The following is a 17,889-nucleotide window of genomic DNA, read 5'->3' on the forward strand; positions in this document are numbered from 1 at the left end:
CGCGCTGCGGGATCCGAGCGGGAAGCGCTCTCAGACGGTGCGGCCCTGGCGGGTCGCGGCGAGGATCCCGAAGGCGAGGAAGGAGCAGGTGGCGGTGAGGACGATCAGCAGCGGCGCGCTCCAACCGCCGGTGAGGTCGTGGGCGAGTCCGATGACCGTGGGGGCGGTCGCGGCGACGGCGTAGCCGAGGCCCTGCACCGTGGCGGAGAGCCGAGAGGCGTGCCGATCGGAGCGGGAGAGCCGCACGAGCAGGACGAAGACGACGGTGATGCCGCCGCCCTGGGCCGCACCGCCCAGCAGGCACCAGAGCGCCCAGAGCTGGGGCGCCAGGAGCAGGCCGAGCGGGACCGTGCACCAGAGCACGCCGATCAGGACGATGCTGCCCAGCGGCCGGAGCCGGCGGACCACCAGGGGCACGCCGAGGGCGCCGATGATCGCGGCGATCTGGAACACGGAGGAGCTCGCTCCGGCCGCCTCGATCGAGAAGCCGTTGGTGTCGACCAGGAGCGAGGGCAGCCAGGCGGTGACGCCGTAGTAGGAGAAGGCCTGGCTGGCGAAGCAGACGGCCAGGGCGAGCACGGTGGCGCTGCGCCAGATCCGCGGCGCCGGCTCCTGGGGGCCGCGGGCGACGGGCGGGCGGGGCGCGGGGCGCAGCGCCCGGGCCGGGCCGCGGGCGAGGAGCCAGCCGGCGATGGCCAGGGCGTTGAGCGCGAGCCAGGCGAGGAGCGCGCCGCGCCAGCCGAGCGCCACGGCGAGGGGCGCGGTGCCGAGCGAGGTGATGGTCGAGCCGATGTTGAGCGCCGCGGTGTAGACGCCGGTGGTGAGGTCGACGCGCTCGGGCGCGATGTCGCGGCGGATGACGACGGGGACGACGACGTTGCCGATCGTGATGACGACGCCGATGACGATCGTCCCCGCGACGACGAGCGCGACGTCGCCGGCCGAGCGCAGGATCGTGCCGAGCGCGACGCCGAGCACGGTGATCGTGACGGCCGCGTCCGGTCCGGCCCGCCGGATCACCAGGAGGGCGAGCGGCGTGGCCAGGGCGAAGCAGAGCACCGGGATGCTGGTGAGGACGCCGGCCTGGCCGGACGAGAGCGAGAGGTCGTCGCGGATCGCGTCGATGACCGGTGCGACGGCGACGATCGGCCCGCGCAGCACCAGCGCCACCAGGGCGACGGCGAGGACGAAGAGCCAGGGGGCGCTCCGCCCGCGCACGGCGGTCAGCTCGTGATCCCGGCGATGCGCCCGAGGACGGACAGCGCGCCGAAGGCGATGCCGATGATGCCGGTGATCAGGCCCGCGGACGCGAAGCCGCGGCCGCCGAGCTGGACCGAGGCGGCCCGGCCGCGGACGCCGAAGACGATCGCGAGGATCGACGGGACGAGCAGCGGGTTGACCAGGAGGCTCGCGATGCCGAGGACGAGGCTCGCGATCGCGAGGGTGTTGCGGCGCGCGGGGGCGGTGCCGTAGCCGGGGGCGGCGCCGTAGGCGGGCGTCTGAGCGTAGTCGGGCGTCTGGCCGTAGCCGGGGGCGGCGGGGTACTGCGGGACGGCGCCGGCACCGTGGCCGGGGTCGCCGTAGGCGGGCTCGCCGTACGGGGACTGCTCGGGCGCGTCCGGCTGCGGGGGCGTGCCGTAGGCGGGAGCGGGCGGCGCGGCGGGGCGCGAGCGGTCGGTCCAGGCCGCTCCGTCCCAGTAGAGCTCGGCGCCGAGGTCGGCGGGGTGCGGATACCAGCCGGGCGCGGGCAGAGGGGCGGAGTCGTCGGGCATGGGGCGAGTCTAGGACGGCGCAGGAGCCGCTCGCGGCGGGGCGGGGCGGGGCGGGTGGTGCAGGGGGCGGCGCAGGGCAGGATGGACCCGCTGAGCGGGTTCGCCGCGCGCGCCGGAGGAGGAGCCATGGGCTGGAGCATCGTCGAGGTCGAGTGGGCGGATCCCCGGGCCGAGAGCCTGCGCGCGGCGCAGCGCGTCGAGCTGGACGAGCGCTACGGCTCGGACGACCACGAGCCGGGGACGCCGCCGTCCGCCGAGGACGTGCCCGTGTTCCTCGTCGCGCTCGACGAGGCGGGAGCCGCGGTGGCGTGCGGCGGACTGCGGCCGCTGCCGGAGACGGTGCTCGGCGCGGACGTCGTCGAGGTCAAGCGGATGTTCGTCGACCGCGCCGCCCGCGGGTCCGGCGTCGCCGCGGCGGTGCTCGCCGCGCTGGAGGAGAAGGCCCGCGAGCGCGGGGCCGTGCGCCTCGTGCTCGAGACGGGGACGCTGCAGCCGGACGCGATCCGCTTCTACACGCGGCAGCGCTACGCGCCGATCCCGCTCTTCGGCTCGTACATCGGCTCCGAGCACTCGGTCTGCTTCGGGCGCTCGCTGCGGCCGGCGCGCGTCGAGGCGTCCGCGGACGTGGATCCGCGGGCCGGGATCGGCGACGGGACGCTCGTCTGGCACCTCGCGCAGGTGCGCGAGGACGCGCGGGTCGGCCGGGACTGCGTGATCGGCCGCGGAGCCTACGTGGGACCGGGGGTCGTGGTCGGCGACCGCTGCAAGATCCAGAACCACGCCCTCGTCTACGAGCCGGCCGTGCTGGGCGACGGCGTCTTCGTCGGCCCCGCCGTGGTGTTCACGAACGACCTGCGGCCGCGGGCCGTGACTCCGGAGGGTGCGCTGAAGTCCGCCGACGACTGGCACGCGGTCGGCGTCGTCGTGGAGGAGGGCGCCGCGATCGGCGCGCGGGCGGTCTGCGTCGCGCCGGTCCGGATCGGGGCCTGGGCGATGGTCGCGGCCGGCGCCGTGGTCGCGGCCGACGTGCCGGCCTTCGCCCTCGTGGTCGGGGTGCCCGCCCGGCGGGTCGGCTGGGTCGGCCGCGCCGGCGCTCGCCTCGAGGCCGCCGGCGACGGGCCGGACGGCGCGCTCTGGCGCTGCCCGGAGACCGCGGAGGAGTACGTCGAGCGCGACGGGGTGCTGAGCCGGCTCTGAGACCGGGACCGGCCCCGGGTCAAGGCCCCGTCGCTCCGCCGCGCACAGCGCTCAGCGCCGGGTGCCGGCGAGGCCGCTGCGCTCGGGGACGGGTGTGCGCGGCCGGACGAGAGCGGGGGCCGCGGGGGCGACCGGGGCCGCGATCGCCGCATCGAGCGCCGGGCGGGCGGCGTGCGACGGCCCTGACGAGGGCCCCGGCCTGGCCGAGCGCCGGCCCTCGACCGCGCGGGCGATCGAGATCGCGCCGAAGAGGAGCACGATGCCGCCGACGGCGACCATGATCACCGCGCGGAGCCGGTCCGAGATCTGCTCGACCGCCTTGCCGGGGGTCTGCACCTCGAGCGCGGTGAAGAGGTAGCGGTCGTCGGCGCCGTTGACGGTCTGGATGCCGCGGAGGGTGTCGACGAGTCGGTCGCCGAGCGCGGTGGTCGTCGCGAGCGAGCCGTCGGCCGTGGGGGCGTCGGCCGTCACGCTGAGCAGCAGACCCTGGCCGGACCAGGCCGAGCGCTCGACCGCGAACTGCGTGCTGAGCCCCTGGGCGGCGAGCGCCTCGGCGGTCTCGTCGCTGTTCAGGACGGTGACGAGCACCTGCGCGGCGAGCGAGTTGTCCGAGGAGCGCAGGTAGGGGTTGTCGGAGTTCAGCGCGGCGACCGCCGGATCCGCCTCCAGCTCGGCGGTGGTGGGGAGCTTGGGGTTGACGAGCGCGTAGGTCGCGGTCGAGGCGTAGGTGCGCGGGGACAGCACGAGCACGTACGCCATCGCGGCGACGGTGAGGACGAGGACGACACCCGCGAGGAGGCGGTGGCGCCAGAGCGTGCGGAGGACGGAGACGGGGTCCATCAGGACAGCCTTTCTGAGACGTGATCGATCTCGCCGCGGGAGGGGACGGGAGTGTCCGAGCGCGGGGCGGAGGGGAGCGCGAGCTCGGCGCGCACGAGGAGCCAGCAGCTCCCGGACAGGCCGAGCACGAACGGGAACAGCAGGGCGAACACCGGGAAGCCCAGTGAGTCGAAGGTGGCGGAGGCGACCGCGGCGACCGTCGCGGAGGCGGCGACGCTCCCGGTCAGGGCGCGCAGGCGCGGGTCCTGCGCGAACTGGGCGGCGATCAGCCCGAAGAGGGCCGGGACGCCGAAGTAGGCGAGCACCGCGGCGGCGCCGAGGAGCCCGAGCGTGATGGCGGCGCCGAGGTACTGGTTGTCGAGGATGAGCAGGGCGCTGTCCGGGAGGTAGGTGCCCGGGCCGGTGCCGAGGTAGGGCTGGTGCGCGACGAGGGCCGCCACGCGCGGGTAGTTGTCGAGGCGGTTGGTGATGGAGGAGTCGCTGGTGCCCGCGCCGATCGAGCCGGTGAGGGTGCCGAGCAGACCCGGGGTGGCGACGAAGAACGCGGCGACGGCGATCGGTGCGATCACGTATCCCCACCTCCGTGCGGCCCGGGGCAGGAAGACCGCGCAGACCGCGGCGCCCACGACCAGCGAGAGCACTCCCGAGCGGGAGACCGTCAGCGCCAGCGCGGTGACCAGCAGCACGCAGGAGCCGGCGAGGAGGACCCGCGGGGTCCGCCGGTCGTAGAGCAGCCGCCAGACGGCGAGTGGGAGCAGCATCGCCGAGACGACGGCGAGCTCGATCGGGTGGAAGGTCGTGCCCGCCACCCGGGTGAGCCCGTCGCGGTCCTGGAAGGGGGTGCTGCCGCCGTTGTCGACGAAGCCGACCATGACGCCGCGGATCAGATCGACCGGGTCGGTGTGGGTGGTGAACTGGATCACCGCGACGATCGCGCAGAGCGACGCCGCGTTCACCAGCGAGCCGAGCAGCACCCGGGCGTCCTCGAGCGTGCGCACGCTCTGCGTGGTCACCAGGGCGATGCCGGCCGACGCGAGCAGCAGCAGCAGCCAGCGGTCGGCGCTGAGCTGCCCCTCGCCGGTCCGCGGCACCGTGTCGCCGCTGGTGTAGCGGACGTACGACGCGATGCTCACCAGCAGGAGGAGCGCCAGAGCGGCCCGCCCGGGGTGGCGCATCGGGATCGGGTCGTGCAGCCCGAGCAGGGCCGACGCCGCCCAGGCCCCCGTGAGCAGGAGGGCGAGCACCATCGCCACCGAGCCGGACGCGCCCAGCGGCGCCAGGACCTGGTCCGCGGGGAAGAGGAACAGCGCGTAGGGGATCAGGCGCAGCAGCGTCGGGGGTCCGGTCCGCTCGATCGGGGTGGTCACCGGTCAGCCCTCCGACCGCGCGGCGCCGGGCCGACGGGTGGTCTCGTCGCGGGTCCACTCCGTGCGGCCCTGCGCGCCCTGCCGACGGGGGAGCCGGCTGGCGAGGGCGAAGCAGAGGTAGACGGCCGCGTCGGCGAGCTGGATCGGGCCCTGCGCGGACCGCAGCACCTGGACGGCGGTGCCGGACGAGCGGCGCTCGCCGTCGGGGACGGCGGCCGCGAGCTCCGCGCTGCCGCGCTGGGTGCGCCGGAGCACGCCGAGCAGGCTCGCAGCGCTCCGGGGCACCTGGACGACGGCGGGGGCGGTGGCGACGACGGCGCGCTCGGCGACCGAGAACCGGCCGTCGACGAACTCGTCGTCGGCGATCAGCGCCGGGAAGGCTCCGATGCGCTCGTGGCCGGAGCCGCTCACCGCGTAGCCGCCGGCGCCCCAGAGCGCGGTGTGCAGCGACGCGGTGCGCGAGCGGGCGCGGTAGTAGGCGCGCACCAGCGGGTCCGCTCCGGTGGCGTCGTAGACCGCGGTCGGCCGGGCGGCGAGCAGTCCGCCGCGGGTGACGGCGTCGAAGACGGTCCAGACCGCGTCGGCGGTGACGCCCACGTCGGCGTCCAGGTAGAGGCGCGGCCAGGTGGCGGCCACCGCGTCGCCGGCGTTGAGGGCCGCGGTCTTGGACGCCTCGGCGATCTCGACGACCGTGACGCCGGCGAAGCCGCGCGCGATCTCGGCGGTGCGGTCGGTGCAGGCGTTGCAGACGACGACCACCTCGAGGGCGCCGCTCGCGGCGGCGGCGGCCAGCGGGGCCAGGGTGCGGGCGATCACCGCCTCCTCGTCGTGCGCGGGGACGACGACCGAGCCGCTGGGGTGCGGTGCGGCGACGGGCCGGGCCGGGGCGCCGGAGGGGAGTGCCGCGAGCCGGGCGCCGACCGCGAGGGCGAGGGCCGCGTGCCGGTGCGCGCGGCCGCGGTCGCCGGGGAGGAGGCTGCGGGCCGACTCCGCCGCCAGGACCACCAGGCGGAAGGTGCCGGAGTACAGCGCGCCGTGGAACTTCTGCACGTAGCGCACCCGGTTCACGGCGAGCAGCGCACCGAGCGCGCTCGACGAGCCGGAGCCGGCGCCGTCGTGCACGACCTGGGCGGCGGGCTCGAACCACGCCTCCGCGCCGAGCTCGCGGGCGCGGCGGAAGTAGTCGGTCTCCTCGGAGTAGAGGAAGAAGCGCTCGTCCCAGTCGCCCAGGCGCGCGGCGACCAGCGCGTCGATCAGCATCGCGGCGCCGGTCGCCCAGTCGATCCGGTGGGCGTGCCGGTAGCTCTCCGGGTCGCTGTCGGTCTCGCTGGAGAACGCGGGGCGATCGAGCACGCGGTCGCCCAGCAGAGCGTCGCCGAGGGCGCGCAGGCGGGTCGGCTCGCGGCGGAGCGAGCGGGACGCCGCGCCGGTGGCGTCGCGCAGCAGCGGCACGACGATGCCGGCCGAGGAGGAGTCCATCCGGTCCAGCAGCACGGAGACGGCGCCGGGCAGGACGACGAGGTCGGGGTTCAGGACGAGCAGCGCGCCGGCGTCGCCCGCGTGGCGGCGAGCGATGTTGATGGCCGCCGCGTAGCCGACGTTGGCACCCGCGTCCACGGCGATCACGTCGGAGTGCGCCGCCGCGAGGGCGAGCGAGCCGTCGTCGGAGGCGTTGTCCACGACGACCACGCGGATCCGCAGGCCCGTCGCCGCCTCGGCGCGCAGGCTGGCGAGCAGGCGCTCCATGGTCGCGGCGGAGCGGTAGCTGACGACGAGGGCCGCGACATCGGCGCGCTCGCCCGGGCCGACGAAGCGGCCGAGCTCCACGGGCACGGGCACGGGCAGCAGGTGCGGGCCGCCGCGGAGGGCGGGGCCGGTCTGCGGCGCGGTCGTGCTGTGCTGGCGCAGGCGTGCGTAGGCGAGCGGGCCCTCGACGAGGTAGCGGCGGGCGAGGCGGCGCGGCTCGAGGGCGAGGCGCCACAGCCACTCCACTCCGCGGTCGGCGACCCACTGCGGGGCCCGCCGGACGGAGCCGCCGAGGAAGTCGACCGCCGCGCCGAAGGCCAGCAGCACGTGCGCGCCGGTGCGCGGGCCGTGCTCGTCGATCCAGAGCTCCTGGCGGGGCTTGCCGAGACCGACGATGAGCAGGTCGACGCCGGCCGCGCGGATGGAGTCGACGAGCGCCGCGTTGGCGGTGGCGTCGGCGAGCTCCTCGCGGGAGGGGGACCACAGGCCGGCCATCACCAGGTCGGGCCGCTCCTCGGCCAGGCGCGCCCGCAGCCGCGACTGGGCGGCCTCGGAGCCGCCGAGCACGCCGACGCGGACGCCGTCGGTCGCGGCGCGGTCCAGCAGCGGGCCGATCAGGTCGCTGCCGGCCAGCCGCGGCCAGGCGGAGCCGGTCAGGCGCTCGGCCTGCTTGGCGATCGGGCTGCCGTCGATCAGGGAGAGCCACTCGACCGGGCGGACCGGGGCGTCCTCCGCGACGGAGGCGGCGGTCCACTCGGGCGAGCCCTCCGCCACGGGGACGAGGACGAGGGTCGGCGGCTCGACGGGCGGCAGGGCGCGGCGCTCGAGGACGTGCTGCCAGCGTCCGCCGTGGCCGAAGTGGTTGACGTGGTCGACGTTGACGGAGAGGACGCCCAGCGGGGCGTCGTGCGCGGCGGCGGCGCGGTCCGCGATGGTGCGGACCGCCTCCTCGTGCCGGGCGAGGTCGACGGGGCTGCCGCCGAGGACGACGCGGCGGGGGGATGCGATGGTCATGGTCGGCTGTCCGATCGAGCGGGGGCGAGTGCGGGAACGAGGGTGAGGGTGCCGACGAGGTCGGGGGCGACCTCGGGCACGAGGGCCGGGGCGGGGGCGGCGGCGAGGGGAGTGACGGAGCGGCGCGCGAGCTCGTCGAGCACGACGCGCTCCACCACCTCCTGCGCGGGACCCCAGCCGTGCCGGACGCCGGCGGCGACCTCGCGGCCGGGACGGGCGGCGACGACCGCGCGGCCGAGCGCCTCCGCGATGCCCGCCGGGGTCGGGCGGGCCCAGCTCGCGCCGGGGTGCGGGAGGTCGGCGCGGGCGTCGACGGCGTCGTTCACCACGGCGACGGCACCGCAGGCCAGCAGCTCCTCCGCCACCAGCGAGATGTTGGTGAAGGAGAGCGCGAGGCCGGCCGAGCAGCGGTTGTAGAGCGCGGCGAGCTCGCGCGGCGCGAGGGTGCCGTGCTCGATCACCGGCACGTCCCACGCTCCGGGCGCGGTGCCGTACACGTGGATCGGCACGTCGGGGTGCTCGGCGTGGAAGAGCGAGAGCGCCCGCCGGCCGAGGAGGTAGCCGCGGCGGTCGGCGGCGGGCTTGGCGTAGAAGACCACGCCCGAGCGCTCGCCGTCGGGGTTCTCCAGCGTGTAGGTGGCGGTGTCGCAGCCGAACGGGGCGGTCTCGCTCGGCACGTCGATCGCGTCGAGGTGCGAGCGGACCATCTCGCCGAGGGCGATGGTGCGGAAGCCGAAGCGGTAGCTGTCCTCCGCGAGCGCCGCGAGGGTGCCGCGGGGGTGGAAGAACGGCTCGAAGTCCTGCACGAAGTAGAGCCGGGCCATCGGCGCCGTGCCGCGGGTGGCGAGCACGTGCGCCGTCTCCCACGAGGTCGCGACGGCGGCGTCGACGCCCGTCACGCCGTCGTCGATGCTGCGGATGTCCACGTCGAGCCAGGGCCAGCCGGCGCGGATGATCGCGGCGCGCGTCTCGAAGTCGGCGCCGTGCCGGTCGTAGAGGAAGAGGGTGCCGCGGTGGCCGCGCTCGACGAGGCCCTGCACCATCCGGAACAGGGTGGTGTGACCGCCGGAGCCCCGATCGGGCGGCGTGCAGATCCAGCCGATCGAGGCGGGACCCTCCGCGCGCACCGGGGCGGCGGGCAGGTGGAGCAGACCGGAGTCGGCGATGTCGCCGGGGAGCAGCGGCATGTCCAGCTCGCGGACGCCGACGCGGTCGCCGAGCGCGCGGACGGCGCGCTGCAGCAGATCGCGGCCGCCGGTGCTGCGCAGGCGGCGGACGAGCTCGCGCGGGACGCGGGAGGCGCGCATCAGAAGCTCCCCTCGCGGTGCCAGCGGCGCCAGGACCGGTCGGTGCGCAGACGCCGCAGCACCCGCTCCGCGACGAAGCGCGGGGAGAAGCGGTCGCTCGGCGCGCTCAGCAGGCGCGACTGGAGCCGCTCCCACTCGGGCAGCCGCGCCGCGTCGCCGTAGACCATGTGCGCGAAGCCGAGGTGCTCCTCGAGATCGCTCGCGGTGGAGCCCCCGCTGTCGAAGCGCTGGGCCCCCTTCACGAGGGCGTCGCGGGCGAGAGCGCGGCGTGCGAGGTGCTCGAGCTCGTCACGGTGCTCGAGCGGGCCGCCCGGTGCGGCGAAGAAGGTCTCGAAGGCGAGCAGCCGCTCGCGCAGGTCGTGCAGCGGCGTCACCGTGTCCGAGCGGCTCCCCGCGTGCTCGCGGTGCCAGGCCTGATCGACGCCCTGGATGTAGGCGACGTCCGACGCGGCCGACAGCCGGAGCCAGAGCTCCATGTCGTAGGTGTGCGGCAGCGGTCGCGGCCAGCCGACCCGGTCCAGGACCGAGCGGCGCACCAGCACCTCGGGGGAGGTGATCACGTTCAGCCCCGTGCGGCAGCGCTCGTGCAGCCAGTCGCCGCCCGACCACAGCAGCCACGACGTCGGGGTCGTCCGCGCGGTCGGCAGCTCAGCACCGTCGGGGAAGTGCACCGGGTGGCCGTAGACCAGCCCGACCGACGGGTGGGCGCGGGCGACGGCGACCGCGCGGGCCAGGGCGCCGGGAGCGATCACGTCGTCGGCGTCGAGGTACCAGGAGAACTCGCCGGTCGCGACGGCCAGCGCGGCGAGCACGCTGCCGACGGGACCGAGATTCCGCGGGTTCGCGAGCACCAGCACGCGGTCGTCCCCGGCCGCGATGGAGCGGGCGACCGCGAGCGAGTCGTCGGTGGAGCGGTCGTCGACGATGACCAGCTGCACCCGGACGCCCGTCTGGCCGAGGGCGCTCGCCGCGGCCGCGGGCAGGAACTGCGCGTAGTCGTGCAGCGGGATCAGCACCGAGACGGTGGCGTCGGAGGTGTCCACGTCCTCGACGGGCACCGCGCGTCCGCGCCGCGTCGAGACCGCGAGGGCGGCCGTCACGACAGCACCCCCGCCGGGCTCGAGGCGGCGGCGGCGGCGGTGCCGCGGAGTGCGGAGACGAGCGACTCCGCCACGTACTCCTGCTGCGCCGCCGTGATCCCGGGGAACAGCGGCAGGGTCATCAGCTGCCCGGCGAACGCCTCGGCGCGGGCCAGCGGCTGCGGACGACCGGACTCGGGGAGGAAGGGGGCCAGCTGGTGCACGGGGGTCGGGTAGTGCACGCCGGTGGCGACGCCGGCCTCCGCGAGCGACGCGCGCAGGCGCTCGCGCTCGGGCGTCCGCACGACATACAGGTGGTGCACGTGCTCGTTGCCGGGCGCGGTGCGGGGGAGGACGAGCTCCTCCACGCCGTCCAGCAGCTCCGCGTAGCGCGCGGCGGCGTCGCGGCGCTGCTGGTTCCACTCGTCGAGGTGCGCGAGCTTCGCGCTCAGCACGACCGCCTGCAGGGAGTCGAGCCGCGAGTTGGTGCCGACGACGTCGTGCCGGTAGGCGCTGAGGCCGCCGTGATTGCCGAGCCGGCGGACGGCCGCGGCGAGCTCGTCGTCGTCGGTCATCACTCCGCCCGCGTCGCCGTAGGCGCCGAGGTTCTTGCCCGGGTAGAAGCTGGTGCCGGCGATCGCGCCGAGCGAGCCGGCCCGCGCGCCGAAGCGCCGAGCGCCCTGGGCCTGCGCCGCGTCCTCGACGATGCGCACGTCGTCGCCGAGCGCCGCGGCGAGCCGCTCCACCGGCGCGCACTGCCCGTAGAGGTGCACGGCCATCACCGCGCGGGTGCGGGGAGTGCGCGCCTCGGCGGCGGAGGCGACGTCGATCAGGTAGTCGTCGTCGCAGTCGACGAAGACCGGGCGGGCGCCGGCGCGGACGACGGCCTCCGCGGTCGCGACGAAGGTGTTCGCCGGCACGAGGACCTCGTCGCCGGGGGACAGCTCGAGCGCCATCAGGGCGAGCTCCAGCGCGTCCGTGCCGTTGCCGACGCCGATGCTGTGGCGGACGCCGCAGTACGCGGCGAACTCCTCCTCGAAGCGGGTCACGTCCGGACCGCGGACGAAGGACGAGTCCGCGAGCACGCGGTCGAAGCCCTCGCGGATCACGTCGGCGACGACGAGGTGCTGGAGGTGCAGATCGGCGAGCGGGACGATCGGCTCGGTGGTCATGACGGGATCCTTCGGTCGGAGGTGAGCTCGCGGACGCGGCGCAGCAGCCAGGTCCGCAGGAGGAGGAGGTAGATCAGGCCGCCGGTCGCGCCGCCCAGCAGGAGGGCGAGCCAGTCGGCGTCGAGGCCGACGGCGGCGAGGCCGAGCGGCACCAGGAGGGCGCCGGCGGCGGCGGCCGCGGCGGCGAGCGCCGGCGGCAGCAGGGAGCGGCCGACGGCGCGGAGGTCGACGTCGATCGAGCGCAGCAGCCACGCGAAGACGGGGCCGACGACGAGCGCGGCCACGGCGACCTGCGCCCAGGCGGCGCCGACGAAGCCGCCGCCCAGCACGGCGGGCACCAGGGCGAGCGTGAGGGCCGTGAACCACACGCCCTGCACGATCGCGACGCGGCCGGAGCCGCCCCGCGCGAGAGCGGCGGAGCTGAAGAGGTCGGCGACCACGCGCAGCGCGCCGACGATGCCGAGCAGCCCCAGGGCCGCGGCGGCGGGAGCCCACTGCGCGCCGTAGACGACGTGCACGAGCGGTGCGGCGAGGGCGGCGAGCAGCGCGCCGAGCGGAGCGGCGAGCGCCCAGGTCAGTCCGGTCGCGGCGGCGACGGGCAGCGGGCGGCCGTCCTCGTGCGCCCGGGAGAACGCGGGCAGCGCGACGGAGCGGACCACCTGGCCCACCGCCGTCATCGGCCAGGTGGAGATGTTGAAGGCGAGGACGTAGTACCCCAGGGCGACCGGATCGATCAGCCCGGCGATCACGACCTTGTCGGTGCCGAGCACGCCCCAGGAGACGAGGTTGGCGATCGCGACGGGCAGGCCGAAGCGGAGCGCGGAGGGAGCGACGGAGCAGTCCCAGCCCAGGCGCGGCCGCTCGCGGGCCGCCACGAAGAGCAGCACCATCGTGCAGGTCTGCGCGACGACGCGGGCGACGGCCAGCGCCACCACGCCGGTGCCGGCGGCGAGCAGGGCGAGGGTGATCGCGGTCGAGACGACGAAGTCGACGGCCGCGATCAGGAACAGGGGCCGCTGGGCGAAGCGGCGCTGCAGCGCGGCGTAGGGGACCACTCCGGCCCCCGCCAGCGGCAGGGTGATCGCGAGGACCGCGAGCACTCCCGCGGTCTCGGGCGTGCCCGTCGCCGCGGCGATCGCCGGTGCCGACGCCGCCATCGCCGCGCCGAGGGTGCCGCCGAGGACGAGGCCGAGCACCGCCACGGTCGGCGCGCGCCGCTCCGGGTCGCTCGAGCGGATCAGATCGGTGCTGAGGCCGAAGTCGGAGAGTGCCATCAGCACGGACTGCACGGTGAGCGCCAGCGCGTAGACGCCGAACGCCTCCGGAGCCAGCACGCGGGCCAGCACGATCCCGAGGGCCAGGCTGCCGAGCCGGAGTGCGATCGTGCTGAGCGCGCTCCAGCCCAGCGCCGACGCGATGCGGCTGCGGCCCGCCGCGGTGGGCGGGGACTGCACGGCGGTCACGAGAGCGGCCTCCGCGCGCGCTCGCCGCGGCGGACGAAGCGGCGCCACTCGGCCGAGCCGACGACCGCCGGCCAGCACTCGGCGGCGACCGAGGCGAAGCGGGCGCCCTCGGCCTGGTCCTCCGGCCGGGCGGAGGCGCGGCTGCGCAGAGCCCAGCCCATCGCCTCCTGAGCGAGGGCCCGGCCGGCCTGCGCGCGCCGGTCCCCGCCCTCGGCACGGCGCCCGGAGGAGTCGTGGCCCGCGACGGCGAAGAAGTGCTCGATCATCCGGTGGCGCTCGCGCAGCTCCGCCAGCGGATCGGTGCTCGGCTCCGGGTTGCAGCGGGTCTGGACGACCCCGTTCACCCTGCCGATCCCGCCGAGGGCGGCGAGGCGCAGCCCGTGATCGAGATCGGCGGTGCGCGGGAGGTCCTCCGCGTAGCCGCCGAGCGCGTCGGCGATCGAGCGGCGGACCAGGAAGGCGTGGTCGCGCAGCAGATCGGAGCCGTGCCGGCTCGTGCGCTCGATCCACTCGGCGCCGCTCCAGAGCGTCCAGTCGAGACGCCCGGTGGGCGCCGTCGCCGGTCGCACCGAGATCTCGGCCTCGCCGTGCACGGCGCCCACCCAGGAGTGCGCGGCCAGCAGCGCCGCGGCGCGCTCGAGCGCCCCGTCGGTCAGCTCGTCGGTGCTCGGCAGCACCAGCACGGACTCGCCGCGGACCAGGCGGAGGCCCGTGTTCCGCGCCGCGATCGTGCCGGTCCCGCTCTCCGCCGCGACGACGCGCACGCGCTCGTCGTCGAGATCCGGATCCGCGTCCGTCACGAGGACGACGTCCAGGCTCACGCCGCGCTGCGCCAGAACGCTCGCCAGCGAGGCCGCCCACGGGGTGCCGTCGACCGCCGCGATCACGACGGAGACGAGCGGCGCGGGTCCCGCGAGGGGGACCGCCGGGAAGCGGTGCCCGCGGACGGCGCTCATGCGCTCGCCCCCTCGAGGGTGCTGTCCGCGCGCCGGACGTCGTCGGAGTCGATCCGCGGCCCGGCGGGGACGCCGAGCCAGGTCTCGCCGGCCGGCTGGTCGCGCAGCAGCACGGCGCCCATGCCGAGCGTCGCCCGGCGGCCGATCCGCGAGCGCTCGCGGACGGAGGCGCCCATGCCCAGGTACGCCTCCTCGCCCACCCGCACGCCGCCGCCGAGGATGACCCCGGCGCAGAGGGTGGCGAACGAGCCGATGCGGTCGCCGTGCGTCAGCGTGACGTTCGGCATCGCGACCACGTGGCGGCCGATGGCGACATCGGCCGTCAGCACGACCCCGGCGAGCAGGATGCTCCCCGCGCCGATCCGGCAGTCGTCGGGCACGTGGACGCTCGGGTGCACGAGGCGGGCGTAGCGGTGGTCGTGCACGCCGAGCGCGCGGAGGCGCTCGACGATCCGCGCCCGGCCGCTGCCGTGGCCGACGCAGACCGCGATCTCGGCGCGGGGGTGCGCGGTGATCGCATCGAAGCCGCCGATCACGGGGACCCCCGCGAGCTCGGTGCCCCAGCGCGCGGCGCCGTCGTCGACGACGCCGATCACGCGGTGGCTGCCGCTCGCGGCGAGGAGCGCGAGGGTCTCCCGCGCCAGCCCGCTCGCGCCGACCAGGATGAGCTCACGCACGGAGGACCGCCGTCTCGTGCTCGCGGGCCAGGCGGGCCGGAGCCAGAACGGCCTCGATCACCCGGTCCTGGTCCTGCTCGGTGAGGGCGTGGAAGAGCGGCAGGATCAGCGTGCGATCCGTCAGGCGCTCGGTGACCGGCAGGCGGTCGGCGCCCGGGTGCTGCCGGTAGGGCGGCTGGCGGTGGGCGGCCATGATGCCGCGCCGCGCGGAGACGTCGCGCGAGGCGAGCTCGGCCATCAGGCCGTCGCGCTCGAGCGGGTAGTCGTCGCCGACCTCGATCCAGAAGGACTGGAAGTTGCTCGTGCCGTGCTCCGGATCCGTCACCGTGCGCAGGCCGGGGACGTTGGCGAACGCCTCGGCGTAGCGCGCCGCGAGGGCGCGCCGGCGCTCGATCAGGGCCGGCAGCCGGCCGAGCTGCACGAGGCCGAGGGCCGCCTGCAGATCGGTCATCCGGAAGTTGAAGCCGACCTCCTCGTAGTGCTCCGGCGCCGCGAGCACGCTGCCGTGCCGGTCGGCCGCCGACACCGACATCGAGTGCTCGCGGAGCTTCCGCGCGCGGGCCGCGAGGTCCGCGTCGTCGGTGGTGAGCATCCCGCCCTCACCGGTGGTGAGGAGCTTCCGCGGGTGGAACGACCAGGCGGTCAGCGCCGCGCCGGCGCCGACGGAGCGGCCCCGGTAGCGCGAGCCCGCACCGCAGGCCGCGTCCTCGAGGACGAGGATGCCGAGCGGGTCGCAGAGCGCGCGGATCGGCTCGAGGTCGACCGGGACGCCGCCCTGGTCGACCGCGATCACCGCGCGGGTGGCCGGGGTCAGCGCGGCGGCGATCGTCTCCGCCGTGACGTTCCCGGTGACCGGGTCGACATCGGCGAAGACGGGGCGGCCGCCGGCGTGCACGACCGCGTTCGCGGTGGCGATGAAGGAGAAGGAGGGGACCACGACGTCGTCCCCGGCGCCGATGCCGCCGACGACGAGCCCGAGGTGCAGGGCCGTGGTGCAGCTGGACAGCGCGACCGCGTGGCCGACGCCCATCGCCTCGGCGAAGGCCGCCTCGAACCGCGCGACCCGGGGGCCCTGCGCGATCCAGCCGGACGCGATCACCTCGGCGACCGCGTCGCTCTCCTCGGTGCCCAGCCAGGGGCGCATCACGTCGATGCGCCCGGTGCTCGCCGCGCCGCTCATCGGGTCGCTCCGCTCAGGACGGGAGCGTCGGCCCGCTCGGCGCGCCACCACTCGACCAGCGAGCGCAGACCGCTCTCCAGATCGAACGCGGTGGTGAAGCCGAGCTCGTCGCGGGCCGCCCGGGTGTCGGCGAGGCGCCGCGTGACGCCGTTCACCGAGCGCGCCGGCGCGAAGTCGACGTCGAGGTCCGACTCCATGACGTGCAGCAGGGTGCGGGCGAGCTGCAGCAGGCTGGTCTCGACCCCGGTGCCGATGTTGAAGGCGCCGTCGCGGCCGGCCGTCGCCGCGACCACGTTGGCCCGCGCGACGTCGTCCACGTGCACGAAGTCCATCGTCTGGAGGCCGTCGCCCATGATCAGCGGCGGGACGCCCGACTCGATCCGCTCCATCCAGCGCACGAGCACCTCGGTGTAGAGGCCGTGCACGTCCATCCGCGGTCCGTAGACGTTGAAGTAGCGCAGCGCCGTCGAGCGCAGGCCCGACATCGCGCCGAAGCTGGTGAGCATGCCCTCCGAGAAGGCCTTGGCTGCGCCGTAGATCGTGTCGTTGGCGTAGGGGTTGTTGCTCTCGGGAGTCGGGAACTGCGTCGCGAGACCGTAGACGGACGCGCTCGACGCGGCCACCACGCGGCCCACGCCGTGCGCCGCCGCCGCCTCGAAGACGGTGAAGGAGCCCTGGGCGAGCACGTCGAAGGCCAGGCGCGGGTCCTCCGCGCACTGCGTGATCCGGATCGCCGCCTGGTGGAAGACGACGTCCTTGCCGCGGACGACCGCGTCGACCGCGTCGCGGTCGCGGATGTCGCCCTCGATCAGGTGCACCCGGCTGTCGCCGAGCGCGCGCTCGAGGTTCTCGCGGCGTCCGCGGACCAGGTTGTCGAGCACGTCCACGCGGCTGACGCCGGTGTCCAGGAGGCGGTCGACGATCGTCGAGCCGATGGTGCCGGCGCCGCCGGTCACCAGGACGGCCGCGCCCTCGAGCGAGACGGGGGAGGGGGTCAGCTCAGCCACGACGCCTCCTCCATGCGGACCGCCGGAGCGGTGGTGCGGCTGACCTGGCCGGCGTCGAGCAGCCGGTCGCTGACCTGCTCCAGGACGCTGAGGACGCGCAGGGCGGCGCGGCCGTCGGTGCGGGGCGCACGGCGCTCCGAGATCGAGGTCGCGAACTCCGTGACCATGTCGGCGAGCGGCTCGCGCTCGGGCAGGGCGGGCGACCAGGTGTCGCCGAGGCGGTAGGAGATCGCCGCGTCGCGACGGGAGGTGCCGCCGCGCAGCGAGGTGCCGAGGTCGACCCCGCGGTCGAAGACGCTGAGGCGCTGCTGCGGGTTCACGTCGTCCCAGACCAGCGTGCGCCGCGAGCCGCCGATCACCATCCGGCGGATCTTGGTCGGGCTGAGCCAGTTCACGTGCACGTTGGCGATGGCGCCCTGGCCGAGCGGGACGGTCAGGTAGCCCACGCAGGCGCGGCCGGAGCCGAGCGGGTCGGAGCCCTGGGCGGCGACGTTCCCGGGGCGCAGGCCCCCGGGGATGATGAAGTCGAGGATCGACAGGTCGTGCGGGGCGAGGTCCCAGAAGACGTCGACGTCCGGCTGGATCAGCCCGAGGTTGATCCGGACCGCGTCGACGAAGAGCACGTCGCCGAGCGAGCCGGCGGCGATCAGCTCCTTCATCTTCAGCACGGCCGGGGTGTAGCAGTAGGTGTGGTCGGCCATCAGCACGACGCCCGCGCGCTCGGCGGCGTTGACCATGTCGATCCCGAGCACGCTGGAGTCGGCCAGCGGCTTCTCGACGAGCACGTGCAGCCCCGCGGCGATGGCGGCCATGGCGATGGCGTGGTGGGTGCGCGCCGGGGTGGCGATCGCGATCGCGTCGAGACCGGGCAGGTCGAGCACGTCGGACAGCGAGCGCAGCACGGGCACGTCGCCGTTGGCACGGGCGACGTTCTGCGCCCGGATCGGGTCGAGGTCGCAGACGGCGACGAGCTCCCAGTCGGCGCTGGCGGAGAAGTTCCGGGCGAGGTTCGGGCCCCAGTAGCCGGCGCCGACGAGAGCGACGCGGAGCCTCCGGGAGGGGACGGTGGTGGTCATGGCGGTTCCTTCGGGTGAGGAGGGCGGCGCGCGGGC

15 protein-coding genes and 1 pseudogene are annotated in these 17,889 nt (G+C 75.8%); 2 read left to right on the forward strand and 14 right to left on the reverse strand.

The features are described 5' to 3' along the window. Positions 1-30: 30 nt before the first annotated feature. Positions 31-1,218, reverse strand: a complete 1,188-nt coding sequence (locus HQQ82_RS17995) for a CynX/NimT family MFS transporter (protein ID WP_367948009.1) — start codon at positions 1,216-1,218, stop codon at positions 31-33. A gap of 5 nt (positions 1,219-1,223) precedes the next feature. Continuing rightward, positions 1,224-1,772 (reverse strand): DUF4190 domain-containing protein, encoded by a 549-nt coding sequence (locus tag HQQ82_RS18000; protein ID WP_173235479.1) that lies wholly within the window; start codon positions 1,770-1,772, stop codon positions 1,224-1,226. 126 nt (positions 1,773-1,898) lie between these two features. Between HQQ82_RS18000 and HQQ82_RS19620 the strand changes: the two are divergent. Together HQQ82_RS19620 and HQQ82_RS18005 are read left to right on the forward strand one after the other, a co-directional pair. Further along, positions 1,899-2,282, forward strand: a pseudogene (locus HQQ82_RS19620) (GNAT family N-acetyltransferase); the annotation flags it as partial. An 81-nt stretch (positions 2,283-2,363) separates the two neighbouring features. After that, on the forward strand, positions 2,364-2,969 hold the full coding sequence (locus HQQ82_RS18005; protein WP_173235871.1) for an acyltransferase: 606 nt from the start codon (positions 2,364-2,366) through the stop codon (positions 2,967-2,969). A 51-nt stretch (positions 2,970-3,020) separates the two neighbouring features. Here the strand turns inward: HQQ82_RS18005 and HQQ82_RS18010 are convergent, their stop codons facing one another. The 12 genes from HQQ82_RS18010 to HQQ82_RS18065 are packed head-to-tail and all read right to left on the reverse strand — an operon-like array spanning position 3,021 to position 17,853. Further along, the gene (locus HQQ82_RS18010; protein WP_173235481.1) at positions 3,021-3,809 is read right to left on the reverse strand and encodes a chain-length determining protein; all 789 of its coding nucleotides are present in this window, start codon (positions 3,807-3,809) and stop codon (positions 3,021-3,023) included. After that, a complete protein-coding gene (locus HQQ82_RS20695) occupies positions 3,809-5,176 on the reverse strand; it encodes an O-antigen ligase family protein (protein WP_173235483.1) in 1,368 nt (455 codons plus the stop codon). The genes HQQ82_RS18010 and HQQ82_RS20695 overlap by 1 nt, the downstream gene beginning before the upstream one ends. 3 nt (positions 5,177-5,179) lie before the next feature. Then, entirely contained in the window at positions 5,180-7,936 is a 2,757-nt protein-coding gene (locus HQQ82_RS18020; protein ID WP_173235485.1) for a WecB/TagA/CpsF family glycosyltransferase, read from the reverse strand. Further along, positions 7,933-9,243 carry a glycosyltransferase family 1 protein gene (locus HQQ82_RS18025; RefSeq protein ID WP_216848751.1) on the reverse strand — a complete coding sequence of 437 codons (1,311 nt, stop codon included), beginning with the start codon at positions 9,241-9,243 and terminating at the stop codon, positions 7,933-7,935. The genes HQQ82_RS18020 and HQQ82_RS18025 overlap by 4 nt, the downstream gene beginning before the upstream one ends. Beyond that, entirely contained in the window at positions 9,243-10,343 is a 1,101-nt protein-coding gene (locus HQQ82_RS18030; RefSeq protein ID WP_173235487.1) for a glycosyltransferase family A protein, read from the reverse strand. The genes HQQ82_RS18025 and HQQ82_RS18030 overlap by 1 nt, the downstream gene beginning before the upstream one ends. Next, complete coding sequence (locus HQQ82_RS18035) at positions 10,340-11,494, reverse strand: DegT/DnrJ/EryC1/StrS aminotransferase family protein (RefSeq protein WP_173235489.1); 1,155 nt, start codon at positions 11,492-11,494, stop codon at positions 10,340-10,342. Before HQQ82_RS18035 ends, HQQ82_RS18030 begins: the two co-directional genes overlap by 4 nt. Further along, positions 11,491-12,957, reverse strand: a complete 1,467-nt coding sequence (locus tag HQQ82_RS18040) for an oligosaccharide flippase family protein (RefSeq protein ID WP_173235490.1) — start codon at positions 12,955-12,957, stop codon at positions 11,491-11,493. Before HQQ82_RS18040 ends, HQQ82_RS18035 begins: the two co-directional genes overlap by 4 nt. Beyond that, on the reverse strand, positions 12,954-13,913 hold the full coding sequence (locus HQQ82_RS18045) for a glycosyltransferase family 2 protein (RefSeq protein WP_173235492.1): 960 nt from the start codon (positions 13,911-13,913) through the stop codon (positions 12,954-12,956). Before HQQ82_RS18045 ends, HQQ82_RS18040 begins: the two co-directional genes overlap by 4 nt. Further along, positions 13,910-14,590 carry an acetyltransferase gene (locus HQQ82_RS18050; protein WP_173235494.1) on the reverse strand — a complete coding sequence of 227 codons (681 nt, stop codon included), beginning with the start codon at positions 14,588-14,590 and terminating at the stop codon, positions 13,910-13,912. The genes HQQ82_RS18045 and HQQ82_RS18050 overlap by 4 nt, the downstream gene beginning before the upstream one ends. Continuing rightward, complete coding sequence (locus HQQ82_RS18055; protein WP_254071629.1) at positions 14,583-15,770, reverse strand: DegT/DnrJ/EryC1/StrS aminotransferase family protein; 1,188 nt, start codon at positions 15,768-15,770, stop codon at positions 14,583-14,585. Before HQQ82_RS18055 ends, HQQ82_RS18050 begins: the two co-directional genes overlap by 8 nt. Continuing rightward, entirely contained in the window at positions 15,767-16,777 is a 1,011-nt protein-coding gene (locus HQQ82_RS18060; RefSeq protein ID WP_367948010.1) for an SDR family NAD(P)-dependent oxidoreductase, read from the reverse strand. Before HQQ82_RS18060 ends, HQQ82_RS18055 begins: the two co-directional genes overlap by 4 nt. Further along, a complete protein-coding gene (locus tag HQQ82_RS18065) occupies positions 16,765-17,853 on the reverse strand; it encodes a Gfo/Idh/MocA family protein (RefSeq protein ID WP_173235496.1) in 1,089 nt (362 codons plus the stop codon). Before HQQ82_RS18065 ends, HQQ82_RS18060 begins: the two co-directional genes overlap by 13 nt. Positions 17,854-17,889: the final 36 nt, after the last annotated feature.

This window comes from Rathayibacter sp. VKM Ac-2856, assembly GCF_013205055.1.
Taxonomy (GTDB): Bacteria; Actinomycetota; Actinomycetes; order Actinomycetales; family Microbacteriaceae; genus Rathayibacter.

Bases quoted from the DNA above. Each gene is read 5' to 3' on its own strand.
- HQQ82_RS18025 (WP_216848751.1), bottom strand. From the start codon at position 9,243: ATGCGCGCCTCCCGCGTCCCGCGCGAGCTCGTCCGCCGCCTGCGCAGC.
- HQQ82_RS18010 (WP_173235481.1), bottom strand. From the start codon at position 3,809: ATGGACCCCGTCTCCGTCCTCCGCACGCTCTGGCGCCACCGCCTCCTC.
- HQQ82_RS18065 (WP_173235496.1), bottom strand. From the start codon at position 17,853: ATGACCACCACCGTCCCCTCCCGGAGGCTCCGCGTCGCTCTCGTCGGC.
- HQQ82_RS18035 (WP_173235489.1), bottom strand. From the start codon at position 11,494: ATGACCACCGAGCCGATCGTCCCGCTCGCCGATCTGCACCTCCAGCAC.
- HQQ82_RS18045 (WP_173235492.1), bottom strand. From the start codon at position 13,913: ATGAGCGCCGTCCGCGGGCACCGCTTCCCGGCGGTCCCCCTCGCGGGA.
- HQQ82_RS18000 (WP_173235479.1), bottom strand. From the start codon at position 1,772: ATGCCCGACGACTCCGCCCCTCTGCCCGCGCCCGGCTGGTATCCGCAC.
- HQQ82_RS18055 (WP_254071629.1), bottom strand. From the start codon at position 15,770: ATGAGCGGCGCGGCGAGCACCGGGCGCATCGACGTGATGCGCCCCTGG.
- HQQ82_RS18020 (WP_173235485.1), bottom strand. From the start codon at position 7,936: ATGACCATCGCATCCCCCCGCCGCGTCGTCCTCGGCGGCAGCCCCGTC.